Consider the following 12,710-nt stretch of genomic DNA (forward strand, 5'->3'; position numbering starts at 1 on the left):
GCCGCATGAGACTTCTCGTCCTCGGGGGCACGGGCTGGCTCGGCCGTGCCGTGGCGACGCTGGCCGCGGCATCCGGTCACGATGTCACATGCGTCGCCCGCGGCGGGAGCGCCCCGGCGGGCGCCGCGCTCGTGCGCGCCGACCGCGAGCTCGACGACGCCCTCGCACCGCTGGCGGCCCAGCGGTGGGATGCGGTGGTGGATGTCGCGACCCAGCCCGTCCACGTGCGCCGCGCGGTGCGCGACCTCGCCCCGGTCGCCGCGAGATACGTGTACGTCTCGTCGGTGAGCGCCTACGCCGATCAGACTGCGGGCATCGCGGACGAGTCCGCGCCGCTGTTCGCACCGCTCGCCGCCGACGCCATGCGCACGATGGATGACTTCGGGCCCGCCAAGGCCGCCTGCGAGCAACTTGTTCGCACGGCATTCCCCGCGCAGCGCCACGCGATCGTGCGACCCGGGCTCATCGGCGGCCCCGGCGATCGGACGGGGCGCACGACGTACTGGCCGCGCCGGTTCGCGCGCCCGTCGAATCCGCGCGGGAGGGTGCTGGTGCCGGATGCCGCGGACCTGCCGACCGCGATCGTCGACGTGCGCGATCTCGCCGCGTTCGTGCTCGCGCTGGCCGCCGGAGCGGGCTATGGCGCGTTCAACGCGCTCGGCGAGCCGGTGCCGCTCAGCGAGCATCTGGCGCTCGCCCACACGGTCGCGGGCGGCCGGGTCGTGCCCACGCCGGTGGCGGAGGAGTGGCTGCTCGCACGAGAGGTGGGGCAGTGGATGGGTCCGCGGTCCCTGCCGCTGTGGATCGCCGACCGCGATCAGGCGCGGAGCCTGGCGACGCGCGTGACCGACCGCGCCCGGCGAGCAGGCCTCATGCTGCGCCCGCTCGCCGATACCCTGGCCGACGTGCTCGCCGAACCGGGCCCGGTCGTCCAGGGCGCGGGGCTGACCGACGACGAGGAGCGCGAGCTGCTCGCCGAGCGGTGAGCTTGCGGGTGTCTGCGGATGCGCCCACGATGGAGAAATGGGCAGCACACGACGCACCGGGCGCTGGGCGATGGTGGCCGCGGTCGCCGTGCTGCTGGCTGCCGGCGGAGCCGTGCTCATGACCCGCTTGTCTGCACCGGCGGCCCGCACTCCCGCGTCGGCCGCCCCGACGATGACGGCGCCGTCGCCGTCCGCGTCGCCGACCCCAACGCCCACGCGGACCCCCGCGCCGACCTACGATCTCGCGGGGGTGCCCAAGGTCGATGTGTTCGCGTTGATCCCCGCTCTGCACACCGACGCGCATCCCTCTCAGAAGCTGAGCGGCGAGGTCGTGCGGCCGAAGGCCGATCGGGCACCGGTGTTCGCATCCCCGGGCGGTGAACCGGTCGCGTATCTGCCGCACACCGACCCGTACGGCGGTACGACGGTGCCTGTCGTGGAACGCCGCGACGGATGGGTGAAGGTCCTGCTGGTGGGGCGCGCGCACGTTCCCTCGCACGGCGACGCCGGGCAACTGACCGGATGGCTCCGTGCCGATGACGTGACCACACGTACTCTTCCCGCGCAGGTCGAGGTGGACATCTCGAAGCACCGGATCGACATAGTGCGGGGCGACGACCGCGAACGCATCGCCGGAGACTTCGCCTGGGGGCGAGAAGAGACCCCGACGCCGCACGGCCGCGCCTTCATCATGATGGTGCGCGCGGCACCGAGCCTCGCTTATACGCGCGGGCGTCCGGTCGTGTATCTGTCGGTGCAGTCGCCGGCGCTGGACGGCTTCGGGGGAGCGGATGTCGCGGTCACAGCGTTCCACTACCACGACGCCCACTCCGGGGCCATCTCGAACGGTTGCCTGCGGCTGGGCGCATCAGCGATCACGGCACTGGCCGCCTTGCCCCCGGGCACACCCGTGACCATCCGTCCGTGAACGTCCCGTAGGGTGGTGCGGTGACCGAGGCGCGCGATGAGCAGTACATCCCCGACCCGCGTCGCTGGCAGGTGCTCGCGGTCCTCGTGGTCGTCCTGTTCATGTCACTCATGAGCGTGAGCAGCATCAACGTCGCCCTGCCGACGATCCAGCAGAGTCTGCACGCGACGCAGTCCGAGCTGCAGTGGGTCCTCTCTGGCTATGCGCTGACGTTCGGCATCGGGCTGGTCGCCGCCGGCCGTGCCGGTGACATCTACGGCCGAGGGCCGCTGTTCATCGCCGGCACCGCGATCTTCACCGCGTGCTCGATCTGGGCGGGGCTGGCCACCGACCCGCTGCACCTGAACATCGCGCGCGCGGTCATGGGCATCGGCTCGGGGCTGATCAGCCCGCAGGCGGTCGGCATGATCCAGCAGTACTTCCGCGGTGCCGAGCGCGGGCGCGCGTTCGGCATCTTCGGCAGTGTGGTCGGTGTCTCCGTGTCGATCGGGCCGCTGCTGGGCGGGCTGCTCATCCAGGCGGGCGGAGGGGATGCCGGGTGGCGCTTGATCTTCTTCGTGAACGTGCCCATCGGCATCCTCGCGATCATCGCCGCGTTCATCTGGATTCCCAAACCGCTGCTGAACCGCAATCGCGAGAAGGCGCAGGGTGAGCTGGAACCGGCGCGCGACCTCGATCCGATCGGCTCGGCGCTGTTGGGCCTGGCCGTGCTGGCCGTCATGTTCCCGTTCCTCGAGACGGGTGCGACGCCGCTGGTGTGGATGGCGCTGCCCCTCGGCGTCGTGCTGCTGCTCGTGTGGATCTGGTGGGAGAACCGCTACAAAGACGGCGGCCGCGCCCCCATGGTCGATCTGCACATCTTCCGCGTCACGAGCTTTGCGAACGGCACGCTGCTGGTCAGCCTGTACTTCCTCGGTGTGACGAGCGTGTGGGTCATCGTCACGCTGTACATGCAAGAGGGGCTGGGGCACTCGGCGCTCGAGGCCGGCTTCGTGAGCCTGCCCAGCTCGGTGCTCTCGGCGTTCGCCGCGCTCTGGGCCGGTCGCAGTGTGGCCCGCCTCGGCCGCAAGGTCGTCATCGGGGGTCTGTTCAGTGCGGTGCTGGGCCTGGTGCTGAGCGTGCTCGTCGTGTGGCTGCACGCCCAGGACCTGGTGAGCGAGTGGTGGCTGCTGCTGAGTCTGTCGTTCATCGGCATCGCGCAGGGCGCCGTCATCAGTCCCAACCAGGCGCTCACCCTCGCTGAAGTGCCACTGCAGTACGCGGGCAGTTCGGGCGGCATCATGCAGACGGGTCAGCGCGTCGGCACCTCGATGGGCATCGCGATCATCACGGCGGTCGTGTACGCGGTGCTGGCGGTCACCACGTGGGCGGGCGCGTTCATCGTCGGCTTCCTCGTGATCGTCGTCGTGGTCCTGCTCTCTCTCGGCGTCGCGTTCCGCGACCTGCGCCAGCGGCACGGGAACGCCTGGCTGTGACATCCACCCTCGTCCTGCGTGGTGAGAAGGCGCGGGATGCCGCGGCCGACCTCGAGCTGTCTGTCGAGCTCTTGCGCGCCGTCGCCGTCGGAACCATGCGCGACGACCGTGTCGTGCGCGTGTACGCGCCGCTGCCGACCGTGGCGATGAGCAGGCGGGAGAGCCGGATGCCCGGGTTCGACCTCGCTTCGCAGGCCGCCGCCGACCGGGGCTTCACACCGGTGATCCGGCCGACCGGCGGCCGCGCGGTCGCCTACGATTCCTCGTGCCTCGTGTTCGACGTCATCGAGCGGGAACCGGAGCTGGCCGATCAGCGGGCATTCTTCCTCCGCGTCGGCGAAGCGCTGGTGGCTGCCATGCACCGGCTGGGCGCCGATGCCCGTGTCGGCGAGGTGCCGGGGGAGTACTGCCCCGGCGAGTTCAGTGTCAACGCGCGGGGCGCCGTCAAGCTCATCGGCACCTCGCAGCGGGCCGTGCGCGGGGCGCGCCTGCTGTCGGGCATGGTCGCCCTCGGTAGCGTCGCGCACCTGGTCGACGTGCTGGTCGCGGTGAATGCGGCTCTCGGATTGGAATGGGATGCCGCGACCTTCGGCACTCTGCGCGACGAGGTGCCGGCCGCGGCATCCCCTCTCGATCGCGCCGCCGTCGAAGACGCCTTGATCGGTGCGCTCGGCCAGATGTGATGGCGGCTAGCCGGTGTGTCCGCGAACACAGGCGGTGAGGGTGAAGGACTCCGTGCCGCGAATGGAGTCGGCCAACCCGCTCGTCAGTCGATACTTCGTGGGTACGCGGCCGTCGTCGAGCGCCGTGGCGTTGTAGTTGTATCCCTGCGATGGGTCGGGCGACCACGCTATGCCGTCTGGCGTCACACCGGCATCTGCCAGCAGCGCGAGAGGCTCGGACAGGTCGAGTGTCGTCTCCCAGCCGAAGTAGAAGGGGTACGTGTCGAGGTCCTGCTTGCCCGTGAAGGTCACGTCGAGACACGCCTCGGGGGCGCCCCACGACGTGCCGTGTTCGACGGAGACGTCGTACCAGGACGAGTCGCCAGGCGGTCGGATGAGCGGATTGTCGATGCAGATGCCGACGCTGCGGGGCTGCCCCGCGACGACGGTCTCCTGCCCGCTTTCGCCCACCAGGAGTGCCTGCGAATCGTCGTCTGGGTCCGCGACGACCTTCGCGGGCCACATTCCGCGCAGCTTTGTGTAGCTCGCGTCGCCCTGCATGGTGGCGCCGGCGTACGGTGCTCGGGTCATGTCGATGATGACCGACCAGGTCACTGGTTCGCTCGATTCGGTGGAGACGGTGAAGGTGCTGCAGAAGCCCCAGCTGTTCTCGTCGGGCACATTCCAATCCGGTATGCCGATGATCGTCTCATCGCCCGGCGTGAGCGGGCCGATGGGCGTCGGGTCGGTTGATCCCGCCGCCGTGGCCTGCACCGTGACGTAGCTGGAATCGGTCCATGCGGCGTCGGTGGCCAGGAAGCTTCCGGCAGTGAGGACCGCCGTGACCACCGACACCGCGAGGGCGATGACGCGACGCGCGATCATCATCGGGCCGCCGCCGCGGGCTGCCGGCGTGTTTCGGTGGCACGAGCGGACTTCTCGTCGTCGCGCGCAGACCGGGGAATCAGGGCGAGCATGACCAGCCCGGCCATGCCTGCGGCGAGGGGGATGGCGACGCTGGGCCGCATGAGCGACGTCACGACGGCGCCCGCGCCGGGGATCGTGATGATGGGCTGCCACACGGTCTCGTCCGCGGGCACGATATACGGATCGGGGTCTGCGACGCGGTTGGCGTCGCCCTTCATCTCGACCGTGACGGTGTCGCCGCTGGTGGACACCGATATCACGCGGTGGCTCACCAGCACGCCGGTCTGCGGGTTGGGCAACGACGTGACCTCGCCGACGGCCAGGTCAGTGGCCGACGTGGGGGTGGCCAGCAGCAGATCGCCCCTCACGAACGCCGGTGTCATCGACCCCGACGCGACGACGAGCGGCTGCACGAGGCCGGCCGCGTGCGCGACCCACAGGCCGCCGCATAGGACGCCTGCGATCGCCAGCAGCCACAGCGCGAGCGCGCCGATCCGCCGTAGAACGCTCATGATGCCCTCAGCCATGTCGATTCCCCCCGCGTCGGTCAGCGGATTACTCGGCGATGGTCTCGGTGCTGGCCGAGACCTGCAAGACGTACGCGCCGGTGGCGCCGGCCAGTGTCTGCGGGATGTCACCCGGGGTGAGGGTCACCGTCACCGGGGTGATGTCACCCGCGGCCAACTCGGGAGTGTTGATGCTCTCGTCGATTGTCGTGGTGGCGTCGGCGGCGGTGAACAGTTCGCCGGTGGGGGTGCCCTCGGCGGTGAGCGTGACGGGGACCGATGAGGCGTTCTTGATGTACACCGTGGTCGTCAGCGGGGCTTCGCCCGGCAGCAGTTCGCCGAACTGCGACGTCTGGAGCGGAATCTCCAGCGCGCCGTCCTGCGTCTGGTATTCGTCCCAGTCGCCGTCGGGCGACAGAGACGCTTGCAGGTTGAAGGTCGCGACGTCCGCGTCGGCGGCGAACCAGACCTGGTCGGTCCAGGCTGCCGTCGTGACGGCTGCCCCGATGCCGAGGAATGCGAGAGCGCCTGCCGCGATGCGGAGGGTGTTGTTGCGCCGCTTCTTCTGATCACTGGTGGTGTTCATTCTGTCCTTCTTCAGTTCTCGTGGAGCTCTTATGGAGCTCTTGTGGATTGCACTTGTGTGCGCGAGACCCAGTGTAGGACTGTGGTCAGACCACACGAAAGAGCGCGCGACAGTTTTCCCAGAGAATTTCCAGTGAACGGATTCAACCCACAATTCGTGGGTGTCATCGACCGCGAGGCGCCGCGCGGGCGTTCAGAGCGCGTGCGAGATCAGCTCGTATGCGGCCTCGTCGAAGCCCACGAGACGCACCTCCGCCACGCCGGTGTCGGCGGCTCTGATGGTGTCGACGGCGGCGGCCACGGCATCCCGTTTCGGCCATCCGTACACGCCGGCGCTGATCAGCGGAAAGGCGAGGGATGCTGCGCCCAGCTCGTCGGCGACCTCGAGGCTGCGCCGGTAGCACGAGACGAGCAGGGAGCGGTCGCGCTGCCCGGCGGTGAAGTTCGGGCCGACGGTGTGGATGAGCCAGCGTGCGGGCAGGTCGCCGGCCGTGGTCCATCCGGCGTCGCCGGTGGCGAGTCCCGCGGGAAAGCGGGCGATGCAGTCGCGGAGAACGGCCGGCCCTCCGACGCGATGGATGGCGCCGTCGACCCCGCCGCCGCCGCGCATGGCGTTGTTGGCCGCGTTGACGACGGCGTCGACCTCTCGGGCGGTGATGTCGCCCTGCACGGCGATGAGCTCAGGCATTGCTGTCGTCCGTCCCCGGGTAGGTGATGGTCAGTCCGTCGACGTGCGCGAACGACGTGACCGTCTCGGCGCGCGCCTCGCCCGCGCCGATGATGTCGAGCACGCGCACACCCCGCACCAGCAGCGCGTCGCCGATGAGCGAGCGGTGGCAGCGCCACGGAACCGCCTCGGCACACATGATCGCGGTCGGCGTCTCGGCGGCGATCTCGAGCAGCTCGTCGATGCCGGCCGCGAACTCGGGCGTCTGCATGTAGTCGGCGTAGCCGCGGAAGCTCGCATTGCGCCACCCGGTGTTGATCGAGTCCTTGTGGGTATGCCGCAGGCCTCCGAGCGCACTCAGGTGACGGTACGGGATGCCTCGGCTGCCGAGTTCGGGACCGAAGACGTCCTCGTTGAACTGCGGGGTGTGCCGCGAGCGGGGCATGGTGCGCACGTCGACGATGCCGTGTGCGCCATGCTGGGTCAGCAGCTCGACGAACTCGTCGACTGTGCGTGTCGAGTGGCCGATGGTCCACACTGTCGCGTCGCCCATGGTCCCGACTCTACGACCCGAACGGAGCCAGGGGGCTCTGCGCTCGGTAGGATGGCGGTCATGGCAACCGGCATCCGGGCCAGCCGACGAGAAGACGTGCTGCGCCTTCTCGACGAAGCAGACGAGCCGCTCACAGTAGCAACGCTCGCCGCTCGCCTGGGTACGCATCCGAACACGGTCCGGCTGCATCTCGACAAGCTGCTCGCCGAGGGGCGGGTCGAGCGCACGACCGACGGGCGCGGCAGCCCGGGGCGGCCGGCGCAGCTGTTCCGCCGCGCGTGCCAAGAGCCCGACGCCGGTCCCGGCCGGTACCGGATGCTCGCCGAGATCCTCGTGGACGAGCTCGCCGAATCCGAGCAGCCGCAGCGCGCGGCGCTCGAGGCGGGCAGGCGCTGGGGGCGGCGCGAGGCCGAGCGCGCGCCCGTGCAAGAACCTGTCGAGGGCTTGGTGAACCTGCTCGAACGGGTGGGCTTTCAGCCGCGGGCGTGCACGGCCGACGGTCGAGTCGACGTGTGCCGGTGCCCCTTCTTCGAACTCGCGCGCGAGCACCCCGACGTGGTGTGCTCCGTGCACCTCGGTCTCATGCAGGGTGCCCTGCAGACCTGGGGCGGCGAGACGACGGTCGAGAGTCTCGAACGCCGTGAAGACCCCGACGTGTGCACCGCGCATCTGGCGGCGCACACCGCATGAGCGACGCCGACGCACCGGCGCCGGGTCTGCTGCGGCAGGTCGGTCTGCCCTACTTCGTGATCGCGTTCATCGCACGGCTCCCGTTCGCGATGATGGTCGTCGGCGTGCTCACACTCGTGGTCTCCGCACGCGGATCGCTCTCTCTGGGCGGCCTGAACTCCGCGGCCGTGGGGCTGGGCACCGCCTGCTTCGGGCCGTTGCTGGGCGCGGCCTCTGATCGGTTCGGCCAGCGACCGGTGCTGCTGACCGTCGGCATCGCGAACGGCATCGTGCTCGCCGGCTTCGCCTGGCTGGTGTACAGCCCGGTGCCCGACGCGGTGATGCTCGTCGGAGCGTTCCTCATCGGGGCGACCGCTCCGCAGGTCGCACCGCTGTCGCGGGCGCGCCTGGTCACGATCATCGCCCTGCGCATCGATCGCCGCCGTCGCGAGCGAGTGTTCAACTCGACGATGGCGTACGAATCGGCGGCCGACGAGACGGTGTTCGTGTTCGGGCCGTTCATCGTCGGCATCCTCGCCTCACTCCTGTCGCCGTGGGCACCGCTCGTCGGCGCCGCTGTGCTGACCGTCGTGTTCGTCAGCGCGTTCGCCCTGCACCCGACGGCGCCGCCGGCGCAGACGCGGTCGCACGGGACGACGGCCGGTCCGGTCTCCGAGCTGTTCCGCCCCGCGCTCGTGGTGGTCGTGGTCGGCATTCTCGGCGTCGGGTTCTTCTTCGGCGCGATGCTCACCGCGCTGACCGCGTTCATGGAAGACCGGGGCATCAGCGAGCAGGCGGGCCTGCTCTACGGTGTGATGGGAATCGGGTCGGCATCGCTCGCCCTGGGGGTGGCCGTGTTCCCCGAGCGCTTCACGCGTGCGTGGCGGTGGCTGAGCTTCGGCGCGGTGATCTTCGTGGGCTCGCTGGCGCTGCCGTTCGTGTCGGGCATCGGCGGCATGGCCGTCGTGCTCGCGATCATGGGGCTCGGCATCGGCCCGACCCTCGTCACGCAGTACAGCATCGGAGCCGAGCGCAGCCCGGTGGGCCGCTCATCGACTGTCATGGCGATCCTGGGCTCGGCTGTCATCGTGGGCCAGTCGCTGAGCTCGGCGGTCACCGGCGAGCTCGCACAGCGATTCGGGACCCCGGCGGCGCTGATCGCGCCGATCGTCTCCGCGGCGGTCGTCGTGGCCGCCGGGGTCGCGAACCTGGTGCTGTCGCGCTCCGCTCAGGTCTTGGCGCAGACCCAGCCGTCGGGGAACGTGCCCGACTCGAGGAACGCCGCGAGCTGAGTGCGCTGCTGGTCGGTCAGGTCTGCATCCGCGCGCGGGTAGACGACCGGCTCTTCCTTGCTGTTGTGATCGTCGAGCAGGGCGAGCAGACTGCGGCACGCATCGCGCAGCTCCTCCGGGTCGCGGGGAGCGACCAGGGTGTGCTCCAGCGCATCCATCGCGCGCCACAGCTCGCCGTGCTCCCGCTCCATGACCATGATGGCCATCATCAGGCCGCCGGCACGCAGCGGCGGGAACAAGAACGTTTCCTCCAGGTAGATGTGTCGCCGCAGGGCGTGCATCGCCGTGTGCAGGGGAGCGGCGTCGCCTCCGGAATCGAGGCCCGTCAGGTAGGCCTCGATTCCGGTGTCGATGTCGTGATGCTCCCTGGTGAGCGCGTCGGCCAGTACCGTGCCGTCGCTCATCGGTCGATCACTCGTCGAGGTGCGCGTCGACCGAGATCGTCGCGCCGGCGAACAGCCGCGACACGGGGCAGAGCTTCGCGGCTTCGTCGACGAGGTCGGCGAAGGCTGCGGCATCCACACCCGGCACGGTTCCGTGCACGCTGATGTTCGAGGTCGTGATGGTCGGCACGCCCTCGACCGGGTCGAGATGCACCTCGGCGCTGACGACCAGGCGGGTCGGCGTGATCTTGTGCTCGCCGAGTGTGAGCGCGAGGGCCATGGAGAAGCAGGAGGAGTGGGCGGCGGCGAGCAGCTCTTCGGGGCTCGTCTTTCCGCCGGGCGCCTCGGTGCGCGAGACCCAGGTGACCTCCTGGTCGTCGAGCGCGCCGCTGCTGGTCGAACCGAACGTTCCGGTGCCCGAGGCGAGCGCCCCGTCCCACGTCGTCGTCGCATTGCGTACCGCGATGCTCATATCGCTCCCATCGTCGAAGTTTTCCACAGTGAACACTGTGGAAAACACTCTATCGCGGGACGGCGCTGCAGGGGAGGTGGATGCCGGGCTCGGCGCTCCCGAGATCGGTGAGGGTGCACCGGGTGGACGAGGATGCGGTTGCCTCCCTATCTCTCGGCGACCCGCTGCACCCTCACCGTTGGGTCGGGCTCGCGTCCTTCCGGCGCGTGATCGGGCCCCATCGCTACGCTCACCCCGTGACTTCGCACCCACAGATCGTCGTGCGCCGACGCCTCACCGCGCTCATCCTCCTGCTCTGCGCGATCGCGGCGGGACTCGGCATCCACTACGGGATGCCGCCCGGCACGCTCTCCGACATCTCCGGCGACGTGCTCTACGCGGTCGTCGCCTACCTGGCCGTGGTGATCGTCGCACCGCGCCTACGCCCGCTCGCGGTGGGAGCCACCGCCGCAGGTTGGTGCGTGGCCGTCGAGCTCTTTCAGCTCACCGGCGTGCCCCTCGCCGCGGGCGCCGTGTTCCCACCGATCATGCTCGTGCTCGGCACGGGCTTCGACCCCCGCGATATCGCGCTCTACGTCGGCACCGCCGCGGTGCTCACGGCGGTCGACGCGCTAGCCTCGCGCTGGCTGAGCTCCCACTCCCGGCGGGATCGTCGAGGCCGTCGCCGCGCGCGACGCCGCGGCCGCGGCATCCCGCACCCGCTCCCATCTCGCCGAACTCGCGGAGAACCTCGCATGACCGTCCTGTCGCTGCACGATGTGACCTTCCGGCGCAACGGGCGGCTCATTCTCGACGACATCTCGTTCGAGGTCGCCGCGGGCGAGCACTGGGCGCTGCTGGGCCCGAACGGCGCCGGCAAGAGCACGATCCTCAGCATGTGCGGCGCGAGTGCGCACCCGACCAGCGGCGCCGTCGAGGTGCTCGGCAGCAGGCTCGGGCGCGTCGACCTGCAAGAGCTGCGACGGCGCATCGGGCACGTGAACCCGCGGCATCCCGTCCGCTCGCCCATGACCGTCGAAGAGGTCGTGCTCACCGGGTTCACCGGCACGATCGACACGCCGCTGCGGTGGGAGCCCACGGCCGCCCAGCTCGAGGCGGCACACGCGCGCATCGCCCAGGTGGGGCTGGCCGAGCGGCGCGACGCGGTGTGGCCGACGATGTCGCAGGGCGAGCGCGGACGGGCCCTCATCGCGCGGGCGCTCGCGCCCGAGCCACGGTTGCTGCTTCTCGACGAGCCGACGACGGGGCTGGATGTCGCGGCCCGCGAGCAGCTGCTCGAGACCGTCGACCATCTCTCGGTGGAACTGCCCGAACTCGCCTCGGTGCTTGTAACGCACCACCTCGAGGAGCTGCCCGAGAGCACCTCGCACGCCCTGCTCATCGGACGCGGTCGGATCGTGGCATCCGGCCCCATCCACGAGACCGTCACGACCGAGACCGTGAGCCGCGCGTTCGAGCACCCCATCGGCGTCGCGCACCACGACGGTCGCTGGAGCGCCCGCGCCCTGCGCGCGGCATCGGTGGCTCCCGGCCGGTGAGCGAGCGCAGCGAGTCGCAACGCCGGGCGCATCCGTGCCAGTCTTGAACCATGCGACACAACCCGCTTTCCCGCACCGGCCGTGACGTCTCCGCCATCGGGCTCGGCACCTGGCAACTGGGTGCCGACTGGGGAGCGGTGGCCGAAGATGACGCGCTCGCGGTGCTGTCGGCATCCGTCGACCACGGCGTGACCCTGTTCGACACGGCCGACGTCTACGGCGACGGGCGCTCGGAGTCGCTCATCGGGCAGTTCCTCGCCGCACGAGCGGGCCACGGCCTCACGGTCGCGACGAAGATGGGCCGCCGTGTCGACCAGGTGCCCGAGAACTACACGCCCGAGAACTTCCGCGCATGGACCGACCGCAGCCGCCGCAACCTCGGCGTCGACACGCTCGACCTCGTGCAGCTGCACTGCCCGCCCACGGCGGTCGTCGAGAACGACGCGACGTATGAGGCGCTCGATGCGCTGGTGGCCGACGGTGCCATCGCCGCCTACGGCGTCTCGGTCGAGACCTGCGCGCAGGCGCTCGCGGTCATCGCGCACCCCGGTGTGACGAACGTGCAGATCATCTTCAACCCGTTCCGTCTGAAGCCGCTCGACGAGGTGCTGCCCGCGGCGCAGGCAGCAGGCGTCGCGATCTTCGCGCGGGTGCCGCTGGCCTCGGGCTTGCTCAGCGGCAAGTACACGGAGAAGACGACGTTCGCCGCCGACGACCACCGCAGCTTCAACCGGCACGGCGAGGCGTTCGACCGCGGCGAGACGTTCTCGGGCGTCGACTATGAGACGGGGCTGGATGCCGCGCGCGAACTCGCCGCGGCATTGCCCGACGGGGTGAGTCTGCCGGCGGCATCCCTCGCCTGGATCGCCTCGCGCCCCGGAGTGACGACGGTGATCCCCGGCGCGCGCAACGTCGCGCAGGCGACCGCGAACGCCGAGGCCGGCGCGCTGCTCGACGGCGGGCTCGACCTCGATGCGTTCGACGCGGTGGTGCACGACGTGTACGACCGGCGCCTGCGCGCCGACATCCACCCGCTGTGGTGACGTTCGGCGCGCCCGCTCGCGTTG

General features: G+C 70.3%; 15 protein-coding genes. 8 read left to right on the plus strand and 7 right to left on the minus strand.

Features of this window, described 5'->3' with window-relative positions; all coding sequences use genetic code 11:
• Nucleotides 1-5 precede the first annotated feature (5 nt).
• From PU630_RS05985 to PU630_RS06000, 4 genes are read left to right on the plus strand one after another with little or no spacing between them, the layout of a single operon-like run.
• Nucleotides 6-986: an NAD-dependent epimerase/dehydratase family protein gene (locus PU630_RS05985; RefSeq protein WP_275279420.1), complete on the plus strand. Its 981-nt coding sequence runs from the start codon at nucleotides 6-8 to the stop codon at nucleotides 984-986.
• A 37-nt stretch (nucleotides 987-1,023) separates the two neighbouring features.
• Nucleotides 1,024-1,914, plus strand: a complete 891-nt coding sequence (locus PU630_RS05990; protein WP_275279421.1) for a L,D-transpeptidase — start codon at nucleotides 1,024-1,026, stop codon at nucleotides 1,912-1,914.
• A gap of 20 nt (nucleotides 1,915-1,934) precedes the next feature.
• Nucleotides 1,935-3,389 carry an MFS transporter gene (locus tag PU630_RS05995; RefSeq protein WP_275279422.1) on the plus strand — a complete coding sequence of 485 codons (1,455 nt, stop codon included), beginning with the start codon at nucleotides 1,935-1,937 and terminating at the stop codon, nucleotides 3,387-3,389.
• Nucleotides 3,386-4,072 carry a lipoate--protein ligase family protein gene (locus PU630_RS06000; protein WP_275279423.1) on the plus strand — a complete coding sequence of 229 codons (687 nt, stop codon included), beginning with the start codon at nucleotides 3,386-3,388 and terminating at the stop codon, nucleotides 4,070-4,072. Before PU630_RS05995 ends, PU630_RS06000 begins: the two co-directional genes overlap by 4 nt.
• Before the next feature lie 6 nt (nucleotides 4,073-4,078).
• Here PU630_RS06000 and PU630_RS06005 read toward each other — a convergent pair whose 3' ends face one another.
• The 5 genes from PU630_RS06005 to PU630_RS06025 form a co-directional block, all read right to left on the minus strand.
• On the minus strand, nucleotides 4,079-4,939 hold the full coding sequence (locus PU630_RS06005; protein ID WP_275279424.1) for a hypothetical protein: 861 nt from the start codon (nucleotides 4,937-4,939) through the stop codon (nucleotides 4,079-4,081).
• Complete coding sequence (locus PU630_RS06010) at nucleotides 4,936-5,505, minus strand: signal peptidase I (protein ID WP_275279425.1); 570 nt, start codon at nucleotides 5,503-5,505, stop codon at nucleotides 4,936-4,938. The genes PU630_RS06005 and PU630_RS06010 overlap by 4 nt, the downstream gene beginning before the upstream one ends.
• 28 nt (nucleotides 5,506-5,533) lie before the next feature.
• Complete coding sequence (locus PU630_RS06015) at nucleotides 5,534-6,070, minus strand: hypothetical protein (protein ID WP_275279426.1); 537 nt, start codon at nucleotides 6,068-6,070, stop codon at nucleotides 5,534-5,536.
• 192 nt (nucleotides 6,071-6,262) lie between these two features.
• Entirely contained in the window at nucleotides 6,263-6,757 is a 495-nt protein-coding gene (locus PU630_RS06020; protein WP_275279427.1) for an O-acetyl-ADP-ribose deacetylase, read from the minus strand.
• Nucleotides 6,750-7,289 (minus strand): DUF488 domain-containing protein, encoded by a 540-nt coding sequence (locus tag PU630_RS06025; protein WP_275279428.1) that lies wholly within the window; start codon nucleotides 7,287-7,289, stop codon nucleotides 6,750-6,752. The genes PU630_RS06020 and PU630_RS06025 overlap by 8 nt, the downstream gene beginning before the upstream one ends.
• Nucleotides 7,290-7,349: 60 nt before the next feature.
• Between PU630_RS06025 and PU630_RS06030 the strand changes: the two genes are divergently transcribed.
• Nucleotides 7,350-7,979: a helix-turn-helix transcriptional regulator gene (locus PU630_RS06030; protein ID WP_275279429.1), complete on the plus strand. Its 630-nt coding sequence runs from the start codon at nucleotides 7,350-7,352 to the stop codon at nucleotides 7,977-7,979.
• A complete protein-coding gene (locus tag PU630_RS06035) occupies nucleotides 7,976-9,250 on the plus strand; it encodes an MFS transporter (protein ID WP_275279430.1) in 1,275 nt (424 codons plus the stop codon). The genes PU630_RS06030 and PU630_RS06035 overlap by 4 nt, the downstream gene beginning before the upstream one ends.
• Here the strand turns inward: PU630_RS06035 and PU630_RS06040 are convergent.
• Both PU630_RS06040 and PU630_RS06045 read right to left on the minus strand, forming a co-directional pair.
• Entirely contained in the window at nucleotides 9,187-9,654 is a 468-nt protein-coding gene (locus tag PU630_RS06040) for a hemerythrin domain-containing protein (protein WP_275279431.1), read from the minus strand. The two genes, PU630_RS06035 and PU630_RS06040, sit on opposite strands and share 64 nt — an antisense overlap.
• Before the next feature lie 7 nt (nucleotides 9,655-9,661).
• Nucleotides 9,662-10,141: an OsmC family peroxiredoxin gene (locus PU630_RS06045; protein ID WP_275279432.1), complete on the minus strand. Its 480-nt coding sequence runs from the start codon at nucleotides 10,139-10,141 to the stop codon at nucleotides 9,662-9,664.
• A 200-nt stretch (nucleotides 10,142-10,341) separates the two neighbouring features.
• On the opposite strand from PU630_RS06045, the gene PU630_RS17385 reads away from it, so the two are divergent.
• Together PU630_RS17385 and PU630_RS06060 are read left to right on the plus strand one after the other, a co-directional pair.
• Nucleotides 10,342-11,643, plus strand: a complete 1,302-nt coding sequence (locus PU630_RS17385; protein ID WP_343075856.1) for a DUF2809 domain-containing protein — start codon at nucleotides 10,342-10,344, stop codon at nucleotides 11,641-11,643.
• Nucleotides 11,644-11,693: 50 nt separating this feature from the next.
• Nucleotides 11,694-12,686: an aldo/keto reductase gene (locus tag PU630_RS06060; RefSeq protein ID WP_275279433.1), complete on the plus strand. Its 993-nt coding sequence runs from the start codon at nucleotides 11,694-11,696 to the stop codon at nucleotides 12,684-12,686.
• Nucleotides 12,687-12,710: the final 24 nt, after the last annotated feature.

The organism is Microbacterium horticulturae, assembly GCF_029094505.1.
Classification (GTDB): Bacteria; Actinomycetota; Actinomycetes; order Actinomycetales; family Microbacteriaceae; genus Microbacterium; species Microbacterium horticulturae.